Below are 25,218 nucleotides of genomic sequence, written 5' to 3'. Positions count from 1 at the left end.
GGACTTCAAAATTCTTGGACCAGCGGGAACGTCCGCTTCCAACGCAATCGAACAGGAAAACCCAGGGAATGCGCACGGACACCGGCCAGGTCTTCAAGCTCGAAGACTATCGCCCCAACGATTATCTCATTCCGCAGGTCAACCTCACCTTCCGCCTTTCGCCCGAGGCCACAATCGTCACCGCAACATTGACGATCGAACGCCGCGACGGCGTATCCGCGTTGGCGCCCTTGGTGCTCGACGGCGACGGGCTGACGCTCAAGCGCATCGAGATCGACGGCAAGAAGGCAAAACCCGCGGACCTGCTGGTAACCCCTGACCAGCTCACCCTTCTCAAGCCGCCTGCCGCGCGCCGTTTCCAACTGCTGATCGAGACCGAACTGGCGCCGGCCGGCAACGAGGCCCTGATGGGGCTCTACCGCTCGAACAACGTCTATTGCACGCAATGCGAGGCCGAGGGCTTTCGCCGCATCACCTATTTCCTCGATCGGCCCGATATCCTGTCCGTCTACACCGTGCGCATCGAGGCGTTGTGCGACGAGGCGCCGCTGCTGCTGTCCAACGGCAATCCGGGAGACAGTGGCGATCTCGGCGACGGCTGGCACTATGCCATCTGGCACGACCCCTTCCCCAAGCCGTCCTACCTGTTCGCGCTGGTCGCCGGCAATCTCGGCCAGGTCGCCGACAGTTTCGTCACCGTATCCGGCCGCAAGGTCGAACTCGGCATCTATGTCGAGCGCGGCAAGGAGAAGCTGGCCGGCTACGCCATGGACGCACTGAAAAGGTCGATGCAATGGGACGAGGAGGCGTTTGGTCGCGAATACGACCTCGACGTCTTCAACATCGTCGCCGTGTCCGACTTCAACATGGGCGCGATGGAGAACAAGGGCCTCAACATCTTCAACGACAAATATGTGCTAGCCGACCAGGAGACGGCAACGGACGCCGATTTCGCCAATATCGAGGCGATCATCGCGCATGAGTATTTCCACAATTGGACAGGCAACAGAATCACTTGCCGCGACTGGTTCCAGCTTTGCCTGAAGGAAGGGCTGACGGTCTTCCGCGACCACGAATTCTCCGCCGACCAGCGCTCCCGGCCGGTCAAGCGCATCGCCGAGGTACGCCTGCTGCGCGCGCATCAGTTTCCCGAGGACCAGGGTCCGCTGGCGCATCCGGTGCGGCCGCGCCGCTACCGCGAGATCAACAATTTCTACACGGCGACGGTCTACGAAAAAGGCTCGGAAGTGGTGCGCATGATCCGCACCATCCTCGGGGCTAAGGCCTTTCGCGCCGGCATGGACCTTTATTTCGAGCGGCACGACGGCGACGCGGCGACGATCGAGGATTTCATCAAGGTGTTCGAGGACGCCTCGGGCCGCGACCTATCGCAGTTCGCGCTTTGGTATCATCAGGCGGGCACGCCCAATCTGACGGTCAGTTCGACGCACAATGCGGCCGCGCAGGAATTCACGCTCGAGATCGAGCAGTCGGTGCCGCCGACCCCCTCCGAAAGCCGCAAGCGGCTGATGCATATTCCGCTCACCTTCGGCCTGATCGGCGCTGGCGGCAGGCCTGTCGCCTATAGCGGCGTCGAGGGCGCCAGCGTCGAGGATGGCGTCATCCATCTCCGCAAGCGCCGCCATATGGTGCGTTTCTCGGGCGTTGCCGAACGTCCCGCCGTGTCACTCAACCGCGGCTTTTCGGCGCCGGTGACGCTATCGGTCGAACAGAAGGCCGACGACCAGTTCTTCCTCGCCCGCCATGACAGCGACGCCTTCTCGCGCTGGCAAGCCTTCAACACGCTGCTCACCGATGCGCTGATCGCAGCCTTCCGCGAGATCCTTGGCGGCAAGCACCCGGTCTTCGCGACCCGGCTGACCGAGCTTGCCGGCAGCATCGCCGTCGATGAGACGCTGGAGCCAGCCTACCGGGCGCTGGCGCTGGCACTGCCGGGCGACGCCGACATCGCCCGCGACATCGGCAAGAATATCGATCCCGACGCCATCCACGCAGCCCGGCAGGCCCTTGCGCTGGCGATCGCCACGGCCAATGCCGAGGCATTTTCCAGCCTCTACCACAGGCTTGCCGACAAGACCGCCTTCAGCCCCGACGCGGCAAGCGCAGGACGGCGCGCCCTGCGCAACACTTTGCTGGACTATCTCTCGCTGCTGCCGGGCGGAGCCGCACTGGCCGCCGGGCATTTCCAATCGGCGACCAACATGACCGACCGCGCCGCCGCCCTTGCCGTGCTTGCATATCGCCACCATGGTTCGCCGGAGGCAAACCAAGCGCTGGCGGCGTTCGAAAAGACCTATGCATCCGACCCGCTGGTCATGGACAAATGGTTCCAGATCCAGGCCAGCGTGCCGGGGCCGCAGGCGATAGACACGGTTCGGGCGCTATCCGCTCATGCGGCCTTCTCGATGGCTAATCCGAACCGGGTGCGCTCGCTGATCGGCACATTCTCCAGCGCTAACCAGACCGGCTTCCACCGCGCCGACGGCGAAGGCTACCGGTTCTTCGCGCAAACTGTGCTCGAGGTCGAAAAGCGCAATCCGCAAGTGGCGGCAAGGCTGGCGACGGCGCTGAGATCATGGCGTTCGCTCGAACCGGGCCGGCAGGCCAAGGCCCGGGAAGCCCTGCTTTCGATCGCCAATGCCGAAAACCTGTCGGCGGATCTGCGCGATATTGTGGAGCGGACGTTGGCCTAGGCACCCCTTGCCTTCTCCCGTGCGGGGAGAAGGCCCGAGGCCGCCGCACCTCCAAAACCGATTATTTTAGTCGATTTTTAATCTTTTTTCGTCGGACCACTGGACAAGGCGAATCACCTTTGATTCTTTACTGACGATTCGGATGTGCGGCGTTTTGCCGGATCACCAAGCAGCATAGGCAAATTCGGGGAGTGCCATTTATGGCGAAGGCGGACGCGTGGGGCGCGCCCGGTGGGATGGCTTTTGCGCGTCGCGGGACGCGCAGCGACGGCCTTGCCGGGAATACGCGGCTCATTGCCGAACCGGCCTATAAGCGGCTTCTGGCCGCCGAGCCGCTGCTGCGCCGGTCGATACCGGCCCTCATCATCATCTTCCTGCTCGTCATCGCGGCGCTGCGCGTGCTGTCACTGATGAACGAACGCGACGACGTCGAGCGCGATGCCAAGGCGATCCTGACGCTGGCGGCGGGTCAGCTGGCCAGTTCGCTGGCCACCACCTCGGACACCGTGCCCGGCGCCGTCCAGGATCTGCTGGAGACCACCAGCCGCCAGGGCGCGATGGGCCGCAGCCACGTGCTCGTCATCACCGACAACGCCTTCAAGATCACCGCGGTGACGCCGCGCTCGATGCCATGGCAAGGCCATTCGCTCGACGGCCTCGTCGAGGGCGGCCAGCCGCTGTTCATGTTCGGCGACCGCGCCGGCGTCATGGAGGTCAGCATTGGCGGGCAGGACTGGTATGCGGCGGTCAGCGTGGCCAAGGATCGGAAGGGAGCGGCGGCGGCCCTGGTGCCGCAGCAAGCGGTCTTCGACACATGGCGCAAGACCGTCTCGCTCAACGTCACCCTGTTCGTGCTGACAGCCGGCGTGCTGATCATCATCCTCTACGCCTATTTCGGGCAAGCGGCACGCGCGCAGGCCGCCGACCGCATCTATCTCGAAGCGCATCAGCGCATCGACATGGCGCTGGTGCGCGGCCGCTGCGGCCTGTGGGACTGGGACATGGTGCGCGGCAAGATGTATTGGTCGTGCTCGATGTACGACATGCTGGGCTACGAGCCCTGCGAGACGATGCTGTCCTTCGGCGAGGTCGACGAGATCATCCATCCCGAGGACGGCGACCTGTTCGAGCTCGCCAACAGAATTGTCGCCCGCGAGATCGACCATATCGACCAGGTGTTTCGGATGCGGCATGCCGACGGCCAATGGGTGTGGATGCGCGCGCGTGCACAAGTCATGGATCCGGAGGCGCCGGAGATCCAGCTGATCGGCATCGCCGTCGACGTCACCGAGCAGCGCCATCTGGCGCTGCGCTCGGAAGCGGCCGATCTGCGGCTGAGGACCGCGATCGAGAACATCAATGAATCCTTCGTGCTGTGGGATTCGGCGCAGCGCCTGATCATGTGCAACTCCAAATACCAGCAGGACAACGGGCTCTCGGATCGCGACGTGATGCCGGGCGTGACGCGCGCTTCGCTGGAAGAACGGATGCTGGCCTTTGCTTCCGAGCGCCGGCTTGCCAATACCAATGGTCCGCAAGGCGGCGCCACCTTCGAGCGGCAGCTGGCCGACGGCCGCTGGCTGCAGGTCAATGAACTCCGGACCCGGGATGGCGGCATCGTCTCCGTCGGCTCCGACATCACCCAGATCAAGCTGCATCAGGAAAAGCTGGTCGACAGCGAACGCAGGCTGATGGCCACGATCCATGATCTCAGCCTCGCCAGGCGTTCCGAAGAGGAACGCTCCAGTGAGTTGGTTGACCTCAACCGCAAATACATGAAGGAAACCGAGCGCGCCGAAGCGGCGAACCGGGCCAAATCCGAATTCCTGGCCAACATGTCGCATGAATTGCGCACGCCGCTGAACGCCATCATCGGCTTCTCTGAACTGATGGAACAAGGGCTGTTCGGCCCGCTGGGGTCGGAGCGCTACGAGGAGTACGCCACCGATATCAACAGCAGCGGCAAATATCTGCTCGGCGTCATCAACGACATACTCGACATGTCCAAGATCGAAGCCGGCCAGTTCTCGCTGGACCGCGAACAGATCGACCTCGGTCCGCTGATCAGCGAGACGGTGCGCGTCGTCTCGCTGCAGGCGGCGCAGAAGGCGATCACCGTGGAAACACGCATCGCCGATGCGCTGACCTTGTTCGCCGACCGGCGGGCCATCAAGCAGATCGTCATCAACCTCCTGTCCAACGCGGTGAAGTTCACCGGCCAGGGCGGCCATATTTCGGTCCGCGCCCGCAACACGTCCGGCGCGCTGGTGCTGACGATCGAGGACAATGGCTGCGGCATACCGAAAGCGGCGCTGGGCAAGCTCGGGCGGCCCTTCGAACAGGTGCAGAACCAGTTCTCCAAGAACCATGCCGGGTCCGGGCTTGGCCTTGCCATCTCCCGCTCGCTGGCCGAGCTCCAGGGCGGTGCGTTGAAGATCCGTTCGACGGAGGGTGTCGGCACGATCGTGTCGGTGCGCATTCCGGTGAAAAAGGCGCCGCCGGCCGTCAAGGCCGCCGCTTGAGCGGCCGGGCTCCGGCCGATGTTGCCGGAGCCTGCCTCCTAAACTTCACTGCATGGTGTCGCCGTCGTCTTCATCCGATTGGCCATGATGGCCAAAGCGGCCACCCTTCGGCAGTTCGCTCTTCTCGATCTTGCCATCATTGTTCTTGTCGAGCATGGCGAACACCTTCTTCTCACGACCGGTGATGTCATCTGACGTCAGCGTGCCGTCGCCCTTGGTGTCGTAGCGGGCGATGATGCGCCTAGCTATCCGCTCGAAACGCGCCTTCTCCAGAGCATCGGCCAGTTGGGCGACGGTCAGCTTGCCGCCATTCTCGGCAACGAGCTTCTTCAGTCGGGCGTTCATGGCGTCGGAGAACTGGTCGAAGGTGATGGCGCCGTCTGAATCGCTCATCGCCTTGTTGAGGCGCATCATCGTGTCCTCGCGCATTTTCGCGCTGGCATTGTTTTCGGCATAGGCGGTGGTGCCGACGGCGCCAGCGAGTGCTGCGAAGGCTAGGGCAAGCTTGGTTGACTTTCTCATGGGTCTTCTCCTGTTGCATCGTCACCCCCGATGCGGCCGGACCAGCTATTTCACGGTCGTCCGGCACGAAGCAAAAGGTCGAAGTCCTTCCTGACCTTTGCGACGTCTCCTTGAGATGTGCTTCCAGCACACCGAAATCCGGCAGGTCGGTGACCGCCAGAAGCAGATCCGAAAGCCCCGGCGGAACGTCATCGCGCTCGAACGGGCCAGTGAGGCAGAGCCGCGTCATCTGAGTCAGCGCCAGATAGAGCGCGAAGGCGGCACCAAACTCCTGCCGGACTCCGGCATCGGCGAAGCCAGGCGTCAGCCGAGACAGAATCTCTGCCGTACCGGTGACACGCGGCCCGGCCTCGACCTGCCCGGTGATGACAGCCACCTGGGCGATGAATTCGAGATCGATCAGCCCGCCGGGGATCAGCTTGATGTCCCAGAGGTCACGCGCCGGCTTTTCCTTCTCGATCATGGCGCGCATGTCCGAGGCCTCGGTCTTCACCTTTGCCGCGTCGCGTGGCTGGCCAAGCACAGCGGCAACTTCCGCTTCGACCTCGGCGCACAGGCTGGTGTCGCCGCCAATGGCGCGCCCCCGCGACAGCGCCATGTGTTCCCAGGTCCAGGCCTCCTGGCGCTGGTATTTCTTGAAGGCATCGACGTGGGTGGCCACCGGCCCCTTGTTGCCGGACGGCCGCAGCCGCAGGTCGAGTTCGTAGAGTACCCCTTCCGCCGTCGGCGCCGACACGGCCGAGATCAGCCGCTGCGTCATGCGGGTGTAGTAGTGTGACGGCGCCAGCGGCTTGTCGCCGTCGGAGTCCTCAGCATCCGCGTCATGATCGTAGAGCAGGATGAGATCGACATCCGATCCCGCGGTCAATTCGCGGCTGCCAAGCTTGCCCATGCCGAGCAGCGAAACCACGCCGCCGGCGATCGTGCCATGGCGCGCCGCGAATTCGGCGGTCACCGCCTGCAGCGCCGCCTCGATAGTGAGATCGGCGAGATCGGAAAAGGCGCGGCCGGCACGGGCCGGATCGATCGAACCGGCAAGCAGCCGCACACCAATCAGGAATTTTTGTTCCGAGGCAAAGATGCGCAGCCGGTCCAGCACCTCCTCATAGGCCCTGTCGCCTTCGAGGAAGGCCGAAAGCCGTGCCGAGAGATAGGCGCGGTCAGGCAGTTCACTCAGCAAGGCCGGGTCGAGCAGGCCGTCGAAGACATGCGGCCGGCGCGTGATGATCGCCGCCAGCCGGGGCGCGGCGCCCATGATCGTCGCCATCAGCTTGAGCAGCGCCGGATTTGATTGCAGCACCGAGAACAGCTGGATGCCGGCGGGCAGGCCGGCAAGGAACTCGTCGAAGCGGATCAAGGCTTCGTCCGCCCGGCGCGTCTGGCCGAAAGAGCGCAGCAACGCCGGCGTCAATTCCGTCAGCCGCTCGCGCGCCTCCGCCGACCGGGTGACGCGATAGCGGCCGAAATGCCAGCCGCGAATGACGCGGCAGATGTCGCTCGGCCGTTGGAAGCCGAGGCCATGCAAAGTCCGCAGCGTGTCGGGATCGTCGACATCGCCGGTGAAGACCAGATTGCCGATGCCCGCCGAAAGCTCCGGAGCGGTTTCGAACAGTGCCGCATAGTGGCGTTCGACCTGCTGCAGCGAGGCGCGGAATGCCAGGGAAAACGCAGCCGCATCGGCAAAACCCAGCATGCGGGCGATGCGTTCCAGCCCTTCATCGTCTTCCGGCAGCGTATGCGTCTGCTCGTCGGCCACCATCTGGACGGCGTGCTCGACACGGCGCAGGAACCAGTACTGGCGGGCAAGCGCGTCACGCGCATCGGCGGTGATCCAGCCGCGGGCGGCGAGCTGGCCAAGCATCGGCACGGTTTCACGGCCGCGCAGTTCCGGAAAGCGGCCGCCGGCGATAAGCTGCTGTGTCTGGACGAAGAACTCGATCTCGCGGATGCCGCCGCGCCGAGTTTGACGTTGTGGCCCTTCACGGCGATCTCGCCATGGCCCTTGTGAGCGTGGATCTGGCGTTTGATCGAATGGACGTCGGCAATCGCCGCGTAGTCCATGTATTTGCGCCAGATATAGGGCTGCAGCTCCTTGAGGAAGGCAGCACCCGCGGCCAGGTCGCCAGCCACCGGGCGCGCCTTGATCATCGCCGCACGTTCCCAGTTCTGGCCACGCGCTTCGTAGTAACGCAGCGCGGCTTCAACCGGGATCGCCAGCGGGGTCGAACCGGGATCCGGGCGCAGCCGCAGATCGGTGCGGAAGACATAGCCGTGCTCGGTGCGGTCCTGCAGGATACGCACCAGCCGTCGCGTCAGCCGCGAAAACAGCTCGGTGGCGTCGAGCGGGTCGACCACGGCGGGCGCTTCCGGATCGAAGAAGACGACAAGATCGATGTCGGAGGAGAAATTCAGCTCATGCGCGCCGAGCTTGCCCATGCCGAGCAGGATCCAGCCCGATTGCCGTGACGGATCGTCGATATCCGGCAGTTTGAGCTTGCCCTGGCCATGCGCGTCGCGCAGCAGGAAGTCGACGGCCGCACGGGTGCAGACATCGGCAAGATCGCTCAACCGCCGTACCGTCAGCGACGTTTCCGCCTCACCGGCGAGGTCAGCCAATGCGATCAGGAAATGCGCCTCGGCCTTGCACTGGCGCAGCTCCATCATCAGGCTGGATTCGGAAACCGTCTCGGCCAATGGCGCCTGCTCGATCGCGGCGGTAGTCGCTTTCAGGCGCGCCTCGACCGGCTGGTCGAAAAGGGCATCCAGGATACGCGGCCGGCGCCGCGCCGTGTCACGCAAGAACGGCGAAAGGTCGAAGACGGCGGCCAGGAAATCCTGGCCCTCCCCCTTGCCGGCCAGGAATTTGGCCAGCCGCGCCAACCCTTCTTCGCGTGCCACCGTGGCGATCTCGGCCAGTGCCTGCCGCGCCCGGCCTTCGTCGAGAGGGGCAAGCCCAACCACCGGCTTCAGCAGCCAATGCGGGACCGTCCGTTTCGCAACCGCAGCCATCAGTGATCCTCCCGTGTAGGGAAACTCATGACCACGGATAGTCCCGGATTGCCAGGCAGGAGATCAAGCCGTCCATAGTGGAAGGTCATGACCGCCTTGGCGAGGCTGAGGCCAAGGCCGGAACCCGGCTGCGAACGGCTCTTCTCCAGCCGCACGAAACGTTCGGTCGCCCGAGCGCGATCGGCATCGTCCGGAATGCCCTGGCCGTTGTCGGCGACACAAAGCCTGATCTCGCCATGTGTCCGCTCGAGCGTGACACGAACCGCCGGCTTGGACGTGGAGTCCGTCGAATATTTGATCGCATTGTCAACGATGTTGGACAGCGCCTGGCCGATCAGCTCGCGGTTTCCGTCGACGAGAAAAGCACCATTCACTTCGGCTTCGAGCGAAACGCCAGCCTCTTCCGCCACCGGCTCGTAGAGCTCGGCGACATCACGAACGGCCGCCGCCAGATCGACGCGGTTGGTGTGCTCGGATGAATATCCGGCCTCCAGCCTAGAGATCATCAGGATTGCGTTGAAGGTCTTTATCAGTTGGTCGGACTCGGTGATGGTGCCTTCGAGCGTCTGACGGTAGTCGGCCGGTTTGTGCTTGCCGGAAAGTGTCGCTTCGGCCCGGTTGCGCAGCCGGGTCAGCGGTGTCTTCAGATCATGCGCGATGTTGTCGGAAACCTGCTTCAGGCCTTCGTTGAGCGTGGCGATCCTGGCCAGCATGGAATTGAGGTTTTCCGAAAGCCGGTCGAACTCGTCGCCGGCGCCGGTGACTGGCAGCCGGCCCGAGAGATCGCCGCCCATGATGCGGCGGCTGGCCTCCGACACGCTGTCGATGCGCTTCAGCGCGGCGCGGCCGACAAAGAACCAGATCAGCAGCCCGCCGAGGCCCATCATGCCGAGCGCCAGCATCAGCGCACGGCGTATGACGGCACGAAAGCGTTCGGGTTCGCCAAGATCGCGGCCGACCAGCATGATCATCTGATTGGGCAGCCGCAGCACCAGCGCAATGGCGTTGTGACCTTTCTCGCCTTCGGCCGGCGGTGTCGCATTGTCGCCAGTTGCAGGAGACGGCGTCTGGTCGGACGTTCCGCTGCGCAGGCGGTCAAGCTCGCCTTCGCCGAAGCGCTTGTAGGAGAACGGCTCGGTCGTCCAACCCTCGGTGTCGATCACCCCCGGTTCCAGGCTCTGCACGTTGCCGGTCAGGATCTGGCCATTGGCATCGGCGATGAGATAGAGGTTGGCACCAGGCTGACGGGAGCGGTTTTCAACCACGCGCACCAGCACGGGCAGGCCACCGCGCTGATAGGCGCGGGCGAGGCCGAGCACTTCGTCGTTGATGGTCTCCTGCGTTTGCGCCGTCAGCATGCGCGCCGACAGCGAGGTCATGTAGAAGACAAGCAGCACGGCGCAGAGCGCGAAGAGCAAGAGGTAGAGCGCCGAAAGCCGCGCTGCCGTCGTCTTCATGATGGCGGGCACGGAAAGAGCCATGCTGTCGCCTAGCCGCCCTTCAGCATGTAGCCAGCGCCGCGAACCGTATGCAGGATCGGCTTGTCGAAGCCTTTTTCGATCTTGCCGCGCAAGCGCGAAACGTGGACGTCGATGACATTGGTCTGCGGATCGAAATGATAATCCCAGACATTTTCGAGCAGCATGGTGCGCGTCACCACCTGGCCGGCGTGGCGCATCAGATATTCGAGCAGGCGGAACTCGCGCGGTTGCAGCGTTATCTCGCGCGCCGCCCGGCGGACCGAATGCGACAGCCTGTCGAGCTCAAGGTCGCCAACCCGGTAGACGGTTTCGGCCTCCTTGGCGCTGGCGCGGCGGTTCAACACTTCGACGCGGGCCAGAAGCTCGGAAAACGCATAGGGCTTGGTCAGATAATCATCGCCGCCGGCGCGCAGCCCGGTAACCCGGTCATCGACCTCGCCCAGCGCCGACAGGATCAGCACCGGAGTGGTGTTGCCGCGGGAGCGAAGGCCGGCAATGACCGACAAGCCGTCGCGGCGCGGCATCATCCGGTCGATGACCATCACGTCATAGTCGCCGGCGTCGGCAAGCGCGAAACCGGTTTCGCCGTCACCGGCGACATGCGCGGTATGACCAGCCTCGGCGAAGGCTTTCTGCAGATAATCCGCAGCCTCCCGATCGTCTTCTATGACGAGAATCTTCATAGGGCCGTTATACGCGATTTCGCTGGAAGGTTGAGTAGCCGGCATCTGCATTTTAGCCTTTGCCAAAGCACGTCGCGATCAAGATGATCGAGATCGCGCGCGATAAAATCTTGTTCTCTGGTTGTCTTCATCCCCGACAAGCCTGTTTCGGGGCCTGTTTCGAGGCATGATCCTGCAATCACCACATCCTCCCGGCCCAGCCCGAGGGAGCGTTTTTGGGCGACTTTCAAAATGTGCGGCAGCGGGCGATGGGAGGCCCGCTGCCGCTGGAGGAGAGCACGATGACTGACTAACGTACCCGGCTCCATGCTTTCCCATGCGGCGGCTCGGGGGTGTTTGAAACCGCAGCACCGGAAAAGTCGTTGTCAGCCCTTGGCGACGGGCAGCGCGACGAAACGGTTGTTGTTGTCGCGGGTGATCTGCATCAGCACCGCCTTGCGGCCGGCCTTCACCGCGTCGGTCATCGCCTTGGTGACGTCGTCGGTGCCGTTCACCTCGTTCGAATTGACCGCGGTGATGATGTCGCCCGGCTGGATGCCGCGGTCGGCGGCAGCGCTGTCGGGATCGACATCGGTCACCACAAGACCCTTGCCGTTTTCGGACTTGGTGACGGTGAGGCCGAGATCGGCCAGCGTGTCGGGCTTGGCCGGAGCAGCGGGCTGCTGCTGCTGGTCGTTCGAGGCCTGCTTGTCGCTGGCCGGCAGCTTGCCGAGATCGACCTTGATCGTCTGGCTCTTGCCGTCGCGCCAGACGGTGACGTCAACGGGCTTGCCGGGCGAATAGGCGCCGATCAGGCGGGCGAGTTCCTTCGGCGAAGCGACATCCTTGCCCTCGACCTGGGTGATGACGTCGCCCGCCGTGATGCCGGCCTTCTTGCCGGGGCCATCGTCCTGGGCGCTCGACACCAAGGCGCCGTTGTTGGACTTCAGACCGAGCGATTCGGCGATGTCCGAGGTAACCGGCTGGATTTCGACGCCGAGCCAGCCGCGCTGCACCGCACCGTTCTTCATCAGGTCTTCGACAACCTGCTTGGCGGTCGAGGCAGGAATGTCGAAGGCGATACCGACGCTGCCGCCCGAGGGCGAGAAGATCGCCGTGTTGATGCCGACCACCTGGCCGTTGAGATTGAAGGTCGGGCCACCCGAATTGCCGCGGTTGACCGAGGCGTCGATCTGGAGGAAATCATCATAGGGGCCGGCGCCGATGTCACGGCCACGTGCCGAAACGATACCGGCGGTGACGGTGCCGCCGAGGCCGAACGGATTGCCGACGGCCACGACCCAGTCGCCGACGCGAACCTTGGAATCGTCGGCGAAATCGACATAGGTGAACTTGCCACCACCATCGACCTTGAGCACGGCAAGGTCGGTGCGCGGATCGGTGCCGACAAGCTTGGCGTCGAGTTCCTTGCCGTCACTGGTCACCACGGTGAAAGCGGTGCCTTCCTCGACGACATGGTTGTTGGTGACGAGGTAGCCGTCCTCGGAGATGAAGAAGCCGGAACCCTGCGCCACCGGGCGCGGCTGGTCGTTGTTGCCGCGGTCGCGGTGACCGAAGCGGCGATGACCGTCGTCATTCTGACCGTTCTGGTCGCCAAAGCCACGGAACTCCTTGAAGAAGCGGCGCAGCTGCGGATTGTTGGGAAGATTGTCGAGACCGTCCTGATCATCGGAGCCATCATCGGCGGTCGGCTGGATCTTGGCCTTCACCTTGACGCTGACCACGGCCGGCGAAACGCGCTCGACGACATCGGCGAAGCCCTGCACCTGCGGCGCCTCGACACGTACGGCATCGGCAAGAACGGGGCTGGTTCCGCTGGTCAGTGCGCCAACGCCGATCGCGCCGGCAATGGCGACGGAAGCGGCGGCAGCCAGAAGACGCTTGCGGGTGCGGGAATATGAATTGGGGGCAATATTCATGGGTCTCTTATCCTCTTTCAAACGGACGCTGCTTGATCGGCATCCTCGGGGAGAGAGACTTAGAGAGGCGCACATTACAGCGCCATTTCCGACACATGAAACTTTGGTAATGTTGGCTGGGCAGTCGCGGCCGTCAGTCGCGGTGCAGGATGGCGTCCAATGCCGCCTGTTCATCTGAAGACAGGGACTTTGTCGCCAGGGTCCGACGCGACCGCGCGGTCCGCACAATGAATACGCCTCCGACCAGCAGCAACAGCACAGGCGTGCCCCAAAGCAACGCATTGCGCAGGTCGAAACGTGGCTTTAGCAGCACGAACTCGCCGTAACGGGAAACGACATAGTCCATCACCTGCTGGTCGGTATCGCCGGCGACCAGGCGCTGGCGCACCAGGATGCGCAGGTCGCGGGCAAGGTCGGCATCGGATTCGTCGATCGACTGGTTCTGGCAGACCATGCAGCGCAGGCCTTCCGACAGCGCCCGCGCCCTCGCCTCGAGCGCCGGATCGGCCAGCATTTCGTCAGGCTTCACCGCCAGCGCGGTGCCGGCAAAGCCGAGCGCCAGCATCAGGACGAGCAACGCGGCGGAGAACCTTGCCTTCATGGCAGGACCGCGGGCGCCGCGGCGCCCGCCTGCTTGCGCCGGCGTGAGGGCGCGCCGACCCGCAGGCGCCTGTCCATCAGCGACATGGCAGCGCCCGCCATCATCACCAGCCCACCGCCCCAGATCAGCGTCACCAGCGGTTTCCACCACAGGCGCACGACGACCGAGCCGTCCTTGGCTTCATCGCCGAGTGAAATGTAGAGCTGGGAAAGACCAAGGGTCTTGATGCCGGACTCCGTCGTCGTCGTCTGCCGCACCGGATAGAAACGCTTGGCGGAACTGATTTCGCCGACAGGACTGCCGCTGACACCGATCAGTTCGAAGCGGCCACGGTCCTCGCTGTAATTTGGCCCCTGCGCCGGATAAAGCCCGACGAAACGCAGCGTATGGCCTGACAATTCCACCGTCTCGCCGGCGCGCATGGCGAGGATTTTCTCGGTGCCGAAGGAGAGCGTGGCGACGATGCCGAGCAATGTCAGGCCGAGGCCGAGATGGGCCAATGCCGTGCCGAAGACCGAGCGCGGCAGGCCGGCGAAGCGCCTGAACATGACGGCCGGTGCAACCGATCCGACGCCGGACTTGACCGCAAGGTCGGTGAGCGCTCCGGCGACCAGCCAGACGGCAAGGCCGATGCCGAGGGCGGCGAACACCGAGGAGCCGTCGATAAACAGGCCGGTGACCAGCATCGCCGCCAGCGCCACAGCGAAGGCGGCCATCAGGCGTTGCGATGCGGCGAAGACGTCGCCACGCTTCCAGGCCAGCAGCGGCCCGAACGGCACGAGGGCCAGAAGCGGCAGCATCAAGGGGCCGAAGGTCAGGTCGAAGAACGGTGCTCCGACCGAGATCTTGTCGCCGGTGAGCGCCTCCAACGCCAGCGGATAGAGCGTGCCGACGAGCACCGTGGCGGTCGCCGTGGTCAGGAACAGATTGTTGAGGACAAGCGCGCCTTCACGCGAAATCGGATGGAACAGGCCGCCGGCCGTCAGCCTCGAGGCGCGCAACGCAAACAGCGCCAGCGAGCCGCCGATGAACAGCGTCAGGATGCACAGGATGAAGACACCGCGCGTCGGATCGGTGGCAAAGGCGTGCACCGAGGTGAGCACGCCCGAGCGCACCAGGAAAGTACCGAGCAGCGACAGCGAGAAGGTCAGGATGGCGAGCAGCAAGGTCCAGATCTTCAGCGCCGAGCGCTTTTCCATGACGATGGCCGAATGCAGCAGCGCGGTGCCCGCCAGCCACGGCATGAAGGAAGCGTTCTCGACCGGATCCCAGAACCAGAAACCGCCCCAGCCGAGTTCGTAATAGGCCCAGTATGACCCCATCGCGATGCCGCCGGTCAGGAACATCCAGGCGACCAGCGTCCATGGCCGCACCCAGCGCGCCCAGGAGGCGTCGATGCGGCCCTCGATCAAGGCGGCGACTGAGAAGGAAAAGCAGATCGAGAAGCCGACATAACCGAGATAGAGCAGCGGCGGATGAATGGCGAGGCCGAGATCCTGCAGGACCGGGTTGAGGTCGCGGCCTTCGATCGGCGCCGGATTGAGCCGGATGAAGGGGTTCGACGTCGCCAGGATGAACAGGAAGAACGCAGCGCCAATGGCGCCCTGCACGGCCAGCACATTGGCACGCAGCGTCGCCGGCAGGTTGGAGCCGAAAGCCGCGACCAGCGCGCCGAAGAAGGTCAGGATCAGCACCCAGAGCAGCATCGAGCCTTCGTGATTGCCCCAGGTTCCGGTGATCTTGTAGATCATCGGCTGCAGCGAATGCGAGTTTTCCCAGACGCTCGCCACGGAGAAATCGGAGTTCGCGTAGGCACTCGCCAGCGCGACAAAGGACAGCGCCGTCAGCGCGAAGCCGGTCACCGCGACAGGGCCGCCGACGGCCATCAGGCGCTGGTTGTTGAGGCGCGCGCCGAACAGCGGCACGATCATCTGCACCAGTGAGAGCGCAAACGCCAGGACCAGGGCGAAATGTCCGGTCTCAACCATGGTGGTTCCCGCAATTCACTCTTGCTCTCCCACCAGAGTTATTCACTCTTGCTCTCCTGCCAGACGCCCTTGGCCTTCAGCCCGTCGGCCACTTCCTTGGGCATGTAGCGCTCATCATGCTTGGCCAGCACGCTGTCGGCAACAAAGACGCCGTCCGGGCCGAAACTGCCCTCGGTGATGACGCCCTGCTCCTCGCGGAAAAGGTCGGGCAGGATGCCGGTATAGGTGACCTTGACCGATTTGTGCGTGTCGGTGACCGAAAAGGCGACCGTCGCCCCCTGCCCGCGCTGGATCGTGCCTTTTTCGACCAAACCGCCGAGCCTGATGCGCTGGCCGGGCTGGAGGCTCGCCGTGGTGAGGTCGGCCGGCATGTAGAAATAGGAGGCCTTCTGGCCAAGCGCGTAGAAGGTCAGCCCGGTGGCGGCGCCCAGGAAAGCCAACCCGCCGACAATGACCGACAACCGTTTCTGCTTGCGCGTCATGTCTACTCCGTCGCCGTCAGGCCGAGCGAGGCGGCGAAGGCGGTGAATTTCTTGGCTTCGTCACTGCCGGCGCCAAAGACGGCGATGGCGCGACCGAGCGCCTCGCGCGCCTGATCGGCCTTGCCCAGCACGACATAGGAACGAACGAGCCGCATCCATCCTTCCGGGTCGCGCGGATTTTGCCGCAGTTTTTCGTCGAGGCCGGCGACCATCGTGTTGATCATGGCTTCGCGGTCCTGCGGCGACAGGGAGGACGCGGCGTCGATATCCGCGGCGTCTGGCCCCTTCGCGGCGGCACCGGAAGCGACTTCGGGGCTGGCGGATTTGGCCAATGCCTGCTCGACGGCGCCGCGCCACGGTGAATCCGGTGGCAACGTGCCCAGCATTGCCTGCCAAGCCGCGACCGCTTCCTTGTTTCGTCCCTCCTGCGCCAAGGCCATGGCCAGATAGAAGCTGGCTTTCGCATTGGCTGGATCAAGCCTCAGCGCCGCCTCGAAGGCATCTTGGGAATCGGCGGAAACAATGCCGCCTGCCGCACCGGCGATCGCCTCGCCGAGGCCGGCCTGGCGAACAGCGCTGTCGCCGTCGAGGCGGATGGCATTGCGATAGGCGGTCACCGCGTCGGAAAAGCGCTGCATGCGCAGATAGACCGGGGCCAGCACGTCCCATCCCCTGCCATCGGACGGGTTGGCGGCAAGGTGGGCCTCGGCCCGTGCCACCAATTCGTCGACCGAACTGTCGGCCGGGTTCTTGGCCAGCCTTTCGCTGAGCGGCTGAGCCGGCAGGTCGGGCGAGCCGATCCGGCTGTAAACACCCCAACTGATCAGCGGCACCGCCAGCACGGCCACGGTCGCGACAAGCCGTGCCGTGACCGAAGCCTGCCTGGCCGACGCCTTGCCGGCCGTATCCGCATTGTCGAGGCGAAGGATGCGGCGCGCGATTTCGGCGCGGGCCTCGGCCGCTTCCGCCGGCTGGATCAGGCCTCGCGCGGCGTCGCGGTCAAGCTCGGACAGTTGATCGCGATAGACTTCCAGATCATGCTCGCCGCTCGACGACGCGCCCTTGGCGCCCCCGGCCAGCGGCAGCAGCACCGCCAGGCTCGCGCCGAGCGTCAGTAATGCGGCTATGACCCAGAACAGCATGGTTCTTCCAATAACGGCAGAGCCCTGCCCTGCCAACACAGGCATCCTGCGACGCTTTGACGGTCGGCGCGCCGAACGTCCTTGATCGACATCAACCGGCCGGATCCGGTCTGAATCTCAGGTCAGCGGCGTCCAGCTGCCGTCGGCATTGCGGCACGCGGTTCCGCGCGCCGTTACCCCGGCGCCGCCGGTGAACACCGTCTGCGTATACTGGCGGCAGTCTTGCGAACCGACGCGATAGGGTTGGGCCGGAACCACCTCGCCATAGTGGGATGCCTGATCGCCCTTCCACGCCACCTTCTGGCCGCTCGTCGTATATTCGAGCGCCTTGTATTCCGCCTCGAGCGCGTTGCGTTTTTCCGATTCGCTGAGGCCGTTGCCGATCGAGCCGCCAATGAGGCCGCCGTCCATTGCCGAAATGATCGACTTGGTGACCTTGCCGGCTGATGGAGGCGTCGAGGCCGGTGTCGGCGCGAGCGTTGGGCCCTTGCCGCTCAACGTGGAGCAGCCGGACAGGGCCAGCAGGGCGGAAACAAGCGCGACGCGAATCTTCATGCCAACAACCGGTTTTCTTGAGTTGGAGCCTGCCATGGATGCGCCGGGGGCCGCGTCATCGGAGAAGTAGGCGTGGCCATAGTATTGATATTTGTCGGAAATTTGGCCGCCGCCAGCCGCTTCTGGAGCAATCGGTATTGCTCCGGGATCAATCGATAGATCGCCATACCATACGCCGTCCACCGCTGTCGATTGGCCCCGAGAAAGCGTCACTGAAGGCTCCGCAATCGCACCACCGCCTTCAATCCGCCCATGCCGGACCGTTCGAGCGCGAGAACGCCTCCATACTCGTTGACGAGGTCGGCGACAATGGCAAGCCCCAGACCTGTTCCCGGTTTTGTCTCGTCCAGGCGCCTTCCGCGCTTCAGCGCGTCGCGTGCCTTGTCCTCGGGAATGCCGGGACCGTCGTCGTCAATGCTGATCTCGAACAGATTGTCATCCTTGCCGGCCGACGGCGCCACTGTGACCGACACTGCGCTTTTTGCCCATTTCATCGCATTTTCGAGAAGATTGCCGAGCAGTTCCTCGAGGTCCTCGCGCTCGCCGGCAAAGACGATCTCGGTGGCCGGCAGCGACAGCGACAGGCTGGTCTGCGGGTTGAGCTTCTGCAAGACCCGCACCATGCGCTGCACCAGCGGCGCCACCGGCGTGCGGTAGACGACGCTGTCGCGTTGCGCCGCGACGCGGGCGCGCTGCAAATAATGGTCGACCTGTTTCTGCATCGAGGCGGCCTGCTCGGCGATCAATTGTCCCTTGGCGCCGCCAAGCGCCCTGCCTTCGTTAAGCAGCACGGCCAGCGGCGTCTTCAGCGAATGGGCGAGATTGCCGACCTGGGTTCGCGAGCGCTCGACAATGCGTTTGTTGTTTTCGATCAAGGCGTTGGTTTCGTTGGCTAATGGTTCGATCTCGGCCGGGAAGCGGCCGTCGAGCCTTTGCGCTGTGCCTTCGCGCACCATGGCAAGGGCGTTGCGGACCCGGCGCAACGGCTGCAGGCCGAGCAGGATGGCAATGGCGTTGATAGCGATCATGCCGACGCCGAACAGGCTGAGATAAGTCAACAGGCGGCGCTGGAAGGTGGCGATTTCCTGTTCGAGTTCGCTCTGGTTGCCCATGACACGAAAACGCGCGGCGCGGTTCTTGGCATCGAGCACGAATTCGCTCTCGAACACTTCGAGCTGCTCGCCGTCGATGCCTTCGGCCGAATAGCTGCGCTGGAAACTGGCATTGAAGGGCACCTCGGCGACGCTTGGCGACGGGATTTTGCTCGTCATCGACGACGAATGAAGGTCGCCGTGCACGCCTTCCGAGGCCGGCTCGACCGACCAGTACCAGCCTGAATTCGGCTCCGAGAAGCGCAGGTCCCCAAGGTCGGGCGCACCGGTGAGCGCTCCCGTGTCGGAAATGCCGATGGACCCGATCAGGTTGAACAGATGCGCCGACAAAAGGCTGTCGAAGCCGCGCTCGCTGGCCTGGCGATAGAGGGTGGTGATCAAGGTGAAGATGACGACAAGGGTCAGGATCGCCCAGACCGTGGAAAAGGCGATGACGCGGAACGTCAGCGAACGCGGCCACAAACGCAGCGAAAGCGGCGCCCTTGCGGTTGGTTTGAGCGGTTCCGAGTTACGCCTCCGGCTCGCGCATGCGGTAGCCCATGCCACGCACGGTTTCGATCATATCGATGCCCATCTTCTTGCGCAGCCGCCCGACAAAGACCTCGATGGTGTTGGAATCGCGGTCGAAATCCTGATCGTAGAGATGCTCGACCAGTTCGGTCCGCGACACCACCTCGCCCATATGGTGCATCAGATAGGCAAGCAGGCGGAATTCGTGCGAGGTCAGCTTCAGCGGCACGCCGTCGACGTCGGCCTTCGAGGCCTTGGTGTCGAGGCGCAGCGGCCCGCAGGTGAGTTCGGACGAGGCATGGCCGGCGGCGCGGCGGATCAGCGCCCTAAGCCTCGCCAGCACCTCCTCGATGTGGAACGGCTTGGTGACATAGTCGTCCGCGCCGGCATCGATGCCGGAGACCTTGTCGCTCCAGCGGTCGCGCGCCGTCAGGATCAGCACCGGCATCTTGCGGCCGCCGCGGCGCCAGCGCTCGACCACGCTGATGCCGTCCATCTGCGGCAGGCCGATATCAAGCACGACGGCGTCGTAAGGCTCGGTGTCGCCGAGAAAATGGCCTTCCTCGCCGTCAAAGGCGCGGTCGACGACATAGCCGGCGTCGACCAGCGCGTCCGCTATCTGCCGGTTGAGATCCTTGTCATCCTCGACGACGAGTACACGCATGCGGAGATCGATACCTGTTGAAGAGCTTGGCAGATTGAAGACTTGGGCAGATTGAAGACTGGGCAGATATAGGCCGATTCCGGCGGCCTGGGAAACGTGGCCTCGCAAGATGGAAGATTGGGTCAGTTCTGCGGAACCACGATCTCGGAACGGCGCGGACGCTGCCCGTCCTTGCCAGGCACCAGCACGACGATGACGCAGACCGGCTGGCCGCCGCGTGTAGACTGCGAGGCCTTGGCCAGCGTGCCGCCATTCTGCTCGGCCACCTGTTGGCCTATCGCGTAGCAGTCATTCCCGGCGACAACGATCGGATCGTCCTGGTCGGACGCCGCGACCGACGCGGCGCTTGCCTGCGACGCGAACAGCCCGGCAGCACAGAGCGCCAGGGTCGCGGTTCGAAAGTGGGAGCGAAGCGTTTTCATGCCCGGCGTTGTAACGCATCGGTGCTGAACGTGAAATGAACGGTGATCGATGCGAAAACCATGTTCGCTACACCCCTGAAACGCGAGACAACCGAGGGTGATTTCGACGCTCCAACCCGACGAAATCCCGGAAATGCCAGTCTAGACTCCGTTTCGGTCAGATTGAAAGCGTGTCAGGCACTTTCCTGCGTCAGCGCACGAAACCGCAGCAGGCCGTGATGTACGAGAAGATCCTCGTCGTAACGAGCCTCGGTGAATTCAAGTGACAGCCGCGTCTGGCCACGCGGGCCGATCACCAGTGCGGCGTCGACAAGGCGGGCTTTGATGGCATCCATGATGGCAATCGTTTCGTCGTCGCCGTGGGCTTTCGACCAGACATGCAGCGTGATCAGCTGATCATCGTTGTTCTCGGCGCCGGTGTCCCAGTCGAAGGCGCTGGTCTGACCAAAAGTCACGTACGGAAAGGCGGCATTTTCGGTCGCCCGTTCCAGCAGCCCGGCGCCACCAAGCAGCGCAGACAGCGACTTATCGCTTTTGAGCCTTAGAAAAAGTGCCTGCAGCAAATCGCCGGGCGCGGTCATTTGTCGTCCCCCCTCGCCTGTCACGCCTTGTGCAAGCCGTTCGCCATACTGGCAAATTCGCGCAGCGTAGCCGGCTCGACAAGTCTGCGCCATATCGCATGATTCGCCTCGCCGCGATCATGATCGCCGATCATCTCGAAAATACGACTCTGTTATGAACAGATTGCCATGCCGAGCAACCTTGCGGAACCAATCTGCTCAGCCAGCTGATTGCCCGAGCGCCTTGCGGCAAAGGGACAGCAGAGCCATATCGGAATCCCCAGGACCAAGGATCGAAATTCCGAACGGCAGCCCCTCGGTCAGTCGAAGCGTTGAGTGAAGCGAGGAGACTGGCCGGTTCGGCCGCGTCTCGGTGCGGTTTGTCTAGTGCCCGGCGCGCTGCCTGGTGACCACACTGCGCACCGCCAGCACCAGCACGGTGATGATGATCAGGATCACCGAGAGCGCGGCGATCGCCGGGTCGATGTTGTCGCGCAGGCCCATCCACATCAGACGCGGCAGCGTGATGGCGTTGACCGAGGTGATGAACAGGGTGACGCCGATCTCTTCCCATGAGAGCACGAAGGAGAGAAGGGCCGCGGTGATGATGCCGAACTTGATGTTGGGCATGATGATGCGGGTGGCGCGCTCCCAGACAGTTGCGCCAAGCCCCCTCGCCGCAAGGTCGATGCGCCGATCGAGCTGGCTGAGCGAGACCAGGATCAGCACCGTGGCGAAAGGCACCGTCATCACCGAATGCGCCATGGCGACGCCGAGCCAGGTGTCGTAGCCGAAGAAGGAACTCATGCCCGATACCGAGGTCAGCAGGAAGTAGAGCGTGATTGCCGAGACCACCGGCGGCACCACCATCGGCAGCAGCACGAAACCGACGAGCGCGGCAGTAAAGCGCGGCTGGAACATCCAGACGCCGAGGCTGAAGCACAGCGCGAGCACGGTGGAAAAGGCGCTGCTGACGACGCCGATGCGGATCGAGAGCAAGATCGAGTCGATCCAGCGCGGATCCTCGATCAATGCCCTGTAATGGCGCAGCGACAGTTCGCCCGATGGCATCGCCAGCATGCGGCTCGGCGTCAGCGACACCGGGATAACGGCAAGCAGCGGCATCAGCAGGAACAGCGCCACCAGCACGGCGATGACTAGCGAGACGGGCCCGGGGCGATAGGTCGGCATCAGATCAACTGCTTCGGTTTGACGTAGCGAAACAGCAGTGCCATCAGCGCGCCGACGAACAGCACCAGCACGACGCTGATCGCCGCCCCAAGCCCCCAGTCCGGGCTCTGAAATATCCTGAGATAGATCAGTTCGGCGATCATGACGCTGCGGCCACCGCCAAGGATCGCCGGCGTGACGAAGAAGCCAAGCGAGAAGACGAACACGATCAGCGCCGAGCCGATGATGCCGGAGCGTGTCATCGGCACTAACACTGTCCAGAAGGTTCGCATGCGGCTGGAGCCGAGGCCGCGCGCCGCAAGCAGCACCCGGTCATCAAGGCTGCGCATGGCGGACGCCAGCGGAAACACCGCGAACGGAATGAGGAAATGCGTCATGCCGACGACGACGCCGAATTCGTTGCGCACCAGCGTCAGCGGTTCGGAGATGAAGCCGATCGATTGCAGCCAGGTGTTGATCAGGCCGCGATTGGACAAAAGCGCCACCCAGCCGAAGGCGCGCGTCAGCACCGAGATCCAGAACGGCACCAGGATGCAGAATTCGGCGATGAGGCGCTGCGCCGGGCTGCCGCGCACCCAGACGACCGTGATGGCATAGGCGGCGGCGACGGATACAACAGTGACGATGGCCGCGATGCGCAGCGTGCGGATGAACACCGACTGCACCAGATCGTCGGTGAGCAACGCCTGGTACTGGCCAAGCCCTGGCGTCGGCAGAGTGAAACTCCACTTCACCACGCCGAGGAACGGCCAGGCATAGGCCAAGATGAGGAACAGGAGCAGCGGCGCCATCAACAGCGCCGCGCCCATCCTGTCGGAGAGAACGCCTCTCATCTCAGATCATCATCCCGCTCTCAGGCGGAGATGATCTTGGTGTATTCGTCGAGCGCCGCGCCGTAGTTCTTGGCGTACCAGTCCATGTCGAGCGCGATCTGCTTCTTCATGTTCTCGGGATCGACGGGGTTGATACGCTTCTTGTCGGCTGGGATCAGCGCGTCGGTGGCCGGATTGGCCGGGCCCTGACCGAGCTTGTCGAACATGACCAGCTGCTTTTGCGGATCCTGGGCGCTGGCGATGAACTTCATCGCCGCGTCCTTGCCGCCGGGGTTGTTCTTGAGCACGGCCAGCGCGCCGGGCGAGATCAGGCCCTGGTCCCAGATGAACTTGATCTTGCCGCCAGAATCCTGCTCGATCAGCGAAGCGCGGGTCGACCAGACGATGGCCATCGAGGCTTCGCCATTGAGCAGCACGCTCTGGCTCTCGGCGCCGCCACCCCAATAGGCGACGACGTTTTCCTTGAAGGCGGCGATCTTGTCATGGGCCCGCTTGAGGTCGAGCGGGTAGAGCGACGCCGGCGCGATGCCGTCGGCCAAAAGGGCCGCTTCCCAGCTCGACACGCCCCATTTGTAGAGCGACCGCTTGCCGGGGAACTTCTTCACGTCGAAGAAGTCGGCCATGCCGGTCGGTGCGTCCTTGCCGTACTTTTCGGAATCATAGGCGATGACGTAGGAGAAGAAATAGGTCGAAGCGGCATACTCCCAGCCGAAGCCGGGCCGCATCTTGGTCTTGTCGACGATCTTGTAGTCGATCGGCTCCAGTGCGCCCTGAGCGCCGAGCGTGATGGCCGAAAACGGATCGACGTCGACCAGATCCCAGGTCGGCGCGCCGCTCTTGAACTGCGCCGAGATGGCGCCTTCGGTCGGGCCTGAGCCATCCATCTTGACGGTGATGCCGGTGTCCTTGGTGAAAGCCTGGCCGTAGGCGGCATCATAGGCGGTGATGGCATCGCCACCCCAATTGACCAGCACCAGTTCCTTGGCCGCGGCAAAGGCACCGGTCGAGCGCAGCAGCATCGGCGTGCCGGCAAGCACGAGGGCCGCAAGCTGCGTGAACTGGCGGCGCGAGATCTCGCCGCGTCTCGTCCTTTCGGACAGCGTTTCGATGGCCTGTTTCTTGGTGTCGTTCATGTCAGTTCCCCTTTGTTTTCGTTGATTTCAGTCCGGAAGCCGGTGCGGCAGATCAGGCCGCGCCGGTGCTCATTGTCCTCCGTCCGGAAGGAGGAAACCCTTTTCCGCCGGCCAGGTCAGCCAGACGGAATTGCCTTTGCTCAGTGCTGCGGCGGCGACTTCGTTCGGCACCGAGACGGTCACCTTGGCGCCCTGGCGTGTCGTAAGATCAAGCTTGGTCGCCGCACCCAGATAGGTGGAGGCGATGGCTGTCGCCGCGATGCCATTCTCGCCGGCGGCCGCTTCGCGCGCGATCGACATGTGTTCGGGCCGGATCGCCAGGATGGCGTCGCCACGGACTTTCTCGGCCTTGCAGTGCATATTGACCGCGCGGTCCTCGCAAAGGCCCGTCGAGCCATTGTCGGCGGGTTTGACCCCTTTCAGCGGCAGCATGTTGATCTCGCCGAGGAACTCGGCGACGAAGCGGTTGTCCGGCCGGTCGTAGACCTCGTCCGGTGCGCCGACCTGCAGCAGCTTGCCGTGATTGAAGATGGCGACGCGTGACGACAGCGCCAGCGCCTCGCTCTGGTCGTGGGTGACGAAGACGAAGGTGGTGCCGGTTTCCTGGTGCAGGCGCTTCATCTCGGCCTGCATCTGGCCGCGCAGGCTCTTGTCCAGCGCCGAGAACGGCTCGTCGAGCAACAACACACCCGGCTCGAACACCAGCGCACGGGCCAGCGCCACGCGCTGCTGTTGGCCGCCGGAGAGCTGCGAGGGCAATTTCTTCTCATGCCCGATCAGCCCGACGCGCTCGATCATCTCGCCGACGCGCTTCTTGATGTCGGCGGCCGATTTCTTGCGCACCTTGAGCGGGAAGGCGATGTTGGCCTCGACGCTCATATGCGGGAACAGCGCATAGCCCTGGAACACCATGCCGGCGGCGCGCTGTTCGGCCGGGCGGTCGGTGATGTCGGTGCCGTCGCTGAAAAGCTTGCCTTCGGTCGGCTGCACGAAGCCGGCCAGGATCATCAGGAAGGTGGTCTTGCCCGAACCGGAGGGGCCGAGCAGCGTCAGGAACTCGCCGCGGCCGATATTGAGCGACAGATTGTCCAACGCACGGAACGAGCCGAAGCTCTTGCCGATTCCGATTGCCTTGATCTCTGCGGCCCGGCCGGGTTGCTGCATCCTGCCTCTTC

Annotated in this window: 19 protein-coding genes and 1 pseudogene; 2 read left to right on the top strand and 18 right to left on the bottom strand. The window is 63.9% G+C overall.

Translation table 11 applies throughout. The features are described from left to right. Positions 1-68: 68 nt before the first annotated feature. Positions 69-2,714 (top strand): aminopeptidase N, encoded by a 2,646-nt coding sequence (pepN, locus tag HB778_RS24715; RefSeq protein WP_183457727.1) that lies wholly within the window; start codon positions 69-71, stop codon positions 2,712-2,714. Between the two features lie 200 nt (positions 2,715-2,914). After that, the gene (locus HB778_RS24710; RefSeq protein WP_183457725.1) at positions 2,915-5,236 is read left to right on the top strand and encodes a PAS domain-containing sensor histidine kinase; all 2,322 of its coding nucleotides are present in this window, start codon (positions 2,915-2,917) and stop codon (positions 5,234-5,236) included. 45 nt (positions 5,237-5,281) lie between these two features. On the opposite strand, the gene HB778_RS41650 is transcribed toward HB778_RS24710, so the two are convergent. From HB778_RS41650 to HB778_RS24620, 18 genes and pseudogenes are all read right to left on the bottom strand, one after another. Beyond that, a complete protein-coding gene (locus tag HB778_RS41650; protein WP_244662001.1) occupies positions 5,282-5,581 on the bottom strand; it encodes a hypothetical protein in 300 nt (99 codons plus the stop codon). 227 nt (positions 5,582-5,808) lie between these two features. Next, positions 5,809-8,767, bottom strand: a pseudogene (locus tag HB778_RS24700) (bifunctional [glutamine synthetase] adenylyltransferase/[glutamine synthetase]-adenylyl-L-tyrosine phosphorylase). Continuing rightward, complete coding sequence (locus tag HB778_RS24695) at positions 8,767-10,248, bottom strand: sensor histidine kinase (protein WP_183457721.1); 1,482 nt, start codon at positions 10,246-10,248, stop codon at positions 8,767-8,769. The pseudogene HB778_RS24700 and the gene HB778_RS24695 overlap by 1 nt, the downstream one beginning before the upstream one ends. Before the next feature lie 8 nt (positions 10,249-10,256). Continuing rightward, positions 10,257-10,931, bottom strand: coding sequence for a response regulator transcription factor (locus HB778_RS24690; RefSeq protein ID WP_027041628.1), 675 nt, complete (start codon positions 10,929-10,931; stop codon positions 10,257-10,259). Positions 10,932-11,296: 365 nt separating this feature from the next. Continuing rightward, complete coding sequence (locus tag HB778_RS24685) at positions 11,297-12,850, bottom strand: Do family serine endopeptidase (RefSeq protein ID WP_183457719.1); 1,554 nt, start codon at positions 12,848-12,850, stop codon at positions 11,297-11,299. Positions 12,851-12,983: 133 nt separating this feature from the next. Next, positions 12,984-13,451, bottom strand: a complete 468-nt coding sequence (locus HB778_RS24680; RefSeq protein WP_183457717.1) for a cytochrome c-type biogenesis protein — start codon at positions 13,449-13,451, stop codon at positions 12,984-12,986. After that, the gene (locus tag HB778_RS24675; protein ID WP_183457715.1) at positions 13,448-15,439 is read right to left on the bottom strand and encodes a heme lyase CcmF/NrfE family subunit; all 1,992 of its coding nucleotides are present in this window, start codon (positions 15,437-15,439) and stop codon (positions 13,448-13,450) included. The genes HB778_RS24680 and HB778_RS24675 overlap by 4 nt, the downstream gene beginning before the upstream one ends. Before the next feature lie 38 nt (positions 15,440-15,477). Continuing rightward, a complete protein-coding gene (ccmE, locus tag HB778_RS24670) occupies positions 15,478-15,921 on the bottom strand; it encodes a cytochrome c maturation protein CcmE (protein WP_183457713.1) in 444 nt (147 codons plus the stop codon). Between the two features lie 2 nt (positions 15,922-15,923). Next, the gene (ccmI, locus tag HB778_RS24665) at positions 15,924-17,063 is read right to left on the bottom strand and encodes a c-type cytochrome biogenesis protein CcmI (RefSeq protein WP_183457711.1); all 1,140 of its coding nucleotides are present in this window, start codon (positions 17,061-17,063) and stop codon (positions 15,924-15,926) included. A gap of 117 nt (positions 17,064-17,180) precedes the next feature. Then, a complete protein-coding gene (locus HB778_RS24660; protein ID WP_183457709.1) occupies positions 17,181-17,618 on the bottom strand; it encodes a hypothetical protein in 438 nt (145 codons plus the stop codon). Positions 17,619-17,827: 209 nt separating this feature from the next. Then, a complete protein-coding gene (locus HB778_RS24655; RefSeq protein WP_183465214.1) occupies positions 17,828-19,198 on the bottom strand; it encodes an ATP-binding protein in 1,371 nt (456 codons plus the stop codon). A 40-nt stretch (positions 19,199-19,238) separates the two neighbouring features. Then, entirely contained in the window at positions 19,239-19,904 is a 666-nt protein-coding gene (locus HB778_RS24650; RefSeq protein WP_019857144.1) for a response regulator transcription factor, read from the bottom strand. A 122-nt stretch (positions 19,905-20,026) separates the two neighbouring features. Further along, complete coding sequence (locus HB778_RS24645) at positions 20,027-20,326, bottom strand: hypothetical protein (RefSeq protein WP_183457707.1); 300 nt, start codon at positions 20,324-20,326, stop codon at positions 20,027-20,029. Between the two features lie 173 nt (positions 20,327-20,499). Continuing rightward, on the bottom strand, positions 20,500-20,907 hold the full coding sequence (locus HB778_RS24640; protein ID WP_183457705.1) for a DUF3168 domain-containing protein: 408 nt from the start codon (positions 20,905-20,907) through the stop codon (positions 20,500-20,502). A 363-nt stretch (positions 20,908-21,270) separates the two neighbouring features. Further along, positions 21,271-22,077 (bottom strand): ABC transporter permease, encoded by an 807-nt coding sequence (locus HB778_RS24635; RefSeq protein ID WP_183457703.1) that lies wholly within the window; start codon positions 22,075-22,077, stop codon positions 21,271-21,273. Beyond that, entirely contained in the window at positions 22,077-22,910 is an 834-nt protein-coding gene (locus tag HB778_RS24630; protein ID WP_183457701.1) for an ABC transporter permease, read from the bottom strand. Before HB778_RS24630 ends, HB778_RS24635 begins: the two co-directional genes overlap by 1 nt. Positions 22,911-22,930: 20 nt before the next feature. Continuing rightward, complete coding sequence (locus HB778_RS24625) at positions 22,931-24,043, bottom strand: ABC transporter substrate-binding protein (RefSeq protein WP_183457699.1); 1,113 nt, start codon at positions 24,041-24,043, stop codon at positions 22,931-22,933. Positions 24,044-24,112: 69 nt separating this feature from the next. Continuing rightward, complete coding sequence (locus HB778_RS24620) at positions 24,113-25,207, bottom strand: ABC transporter ATP-binding protein (protein WP_010915037.1); 1,095 nt, start codon at positions 25,205-25,207, stop codon at positions 24,113-24,115. Positions 25,208-25,218: the final 11 nt, after the last annotated feature.

It is taken from the genome of Mesorhizobium huakuii (assembly GCF_014189455.1).
Taxonomy (GTDB): domain Bacteria; phylum Pseudomonadota; class Alphaproteobacteria; order Rhizobiales; family Rhizobiaceae; genus Mesorhizobium; species Mesorhizobium huakuii_A.
Note: the sequence above shows the minus strand (reverse complement) of the source record. Positions and strands in the feature narration are given on the sequence as shown.

Bases quoted from the DNA above. Each gene is read 5' to 3' on its own strand.
- HB778_RS24690 (WP_027041628.1), bottom strand. From the start codon at position 10,931: ATGAAGATTCTCGTCATAGAAGACGATCGGGAGGCTGCGGATTATCTG.
- HB778_RS24685 (WP_183457719.1), bottom strand. From the start codon at position 12,850: ATGAATATTGCCCCCAATTCATATTCCCGCACCCGCAAGCGTCTTCTG.
- HB778_RS24675 (WP_183457715.1), bottom strand. From the start codon at position 15,439: ATGGTTGAGACCGGACATTTCGCCCTGGTCCTGGCGTTTGCGCTCTCA.
- HB778_RS24660 (WP_183457709.1), bottom strand. From the start codon at position 17,618: ATGAAGATTCGCGTCGCGCTTGTTTCCGCCCTGCTGGCCCTGTCCGGC.
- HB778_RS24695 (WP_183457721.1), bottom strand. From the start codon at position 10,248: ATGGCTCTTTCCGTGCCCGCCATCATGAAGACGACGGCAGCGCGGCTT.
- HB778_RS24625 (WP_183457699.1), bottom strand. From the start codon at position 24,043: ATGAACGACACCAAGAAACAGGCCATCGAAACGCTGTCCGAAAGGACG.
- HB778_RS24635 (WP_183457703.1), bottom strand. From the start codon at position 22,077: ATGCCGACCTATCGCCCCGGGCCCGTCTCGCTAGTCATCGCCGTGCTG.
- HB778_RS24620 (WP_010915037.1), bottom strand. From the start codon at position 25,207: ATGCAGCAACCCGGCCGGGCCGCAGAGATCAAGGCAATCGGAATCGGC.
- HB778_RS24640 (WP_183457705.1), bottom strand. From the start codon at position 20,907: ATGACCGCGCCCGGCGATTTGCTGCAGGCACTTTTTCTAAGGCTCAAA.
- HB778_RS41650 (WP_244662001.1), bottom strand. From the start codon at position 5,581: ATGAACGCCCGACTGAAGAAGCTCGTTGCCGAGAATGGCGGCAAGCTG.
- HB778_RS24645 (WP_183457707.1), bottom strand. From the start codon at position 20,326: ATGAAAACGCTTCGCTCCCACTTTCGAACCGCGACCCTGGCGCTCTGT.
- pepN (WP_183457727.1), top strand. From the start codon at position 69: ATGCGCACGGACACCGGCCAGGTCTTCAAGCTCGAAGACTATCGCCCC.
- HB778_RS24650 (WP_019857144.1), bottom strand. From the start codon at position 19,904: ATGCGTGTACTCGTCGTCGAGGATGACAAGGATCTCAACCGGCAGATA.
- ccmE (WP_183457713.1), bottom strand. From the start codon at position 15,921: ATGACGCGCAAGCAGAAACGGTTGTCGGTCATTGTCGGCGGGTTGGCT.
- HB778_RS24680 (WP_183457717.1), bottom strand. From the start codon at position 13,451: ATGAAGGCAAGGTTCTCCGCCGCGTTGCTCGTCCTGATGCTGGCGCTC.
- HB778_RS24710 (WP_183457725.1), top strand. From the start codon at position 2,915: ATGGCGAAGGCGGACGCGTGGGGCGCGCCCGGTGGGATGGCTTTTGCG.
- ccmI (WP_183457711.1), bottom strand. From the start codon at position 17,063: ATGCTGTTCTGGGTCATAGCCGCATTACTGACGCTCGGCGCGAGCCTG.
- HB778_RS24630 (WP_183457701.1), bottom strand. From the start codon at position 22,910: ATGAGAGGCGTTCTCTCCGACAGGATGGGCGCGGCGCTGTTGATGGCG.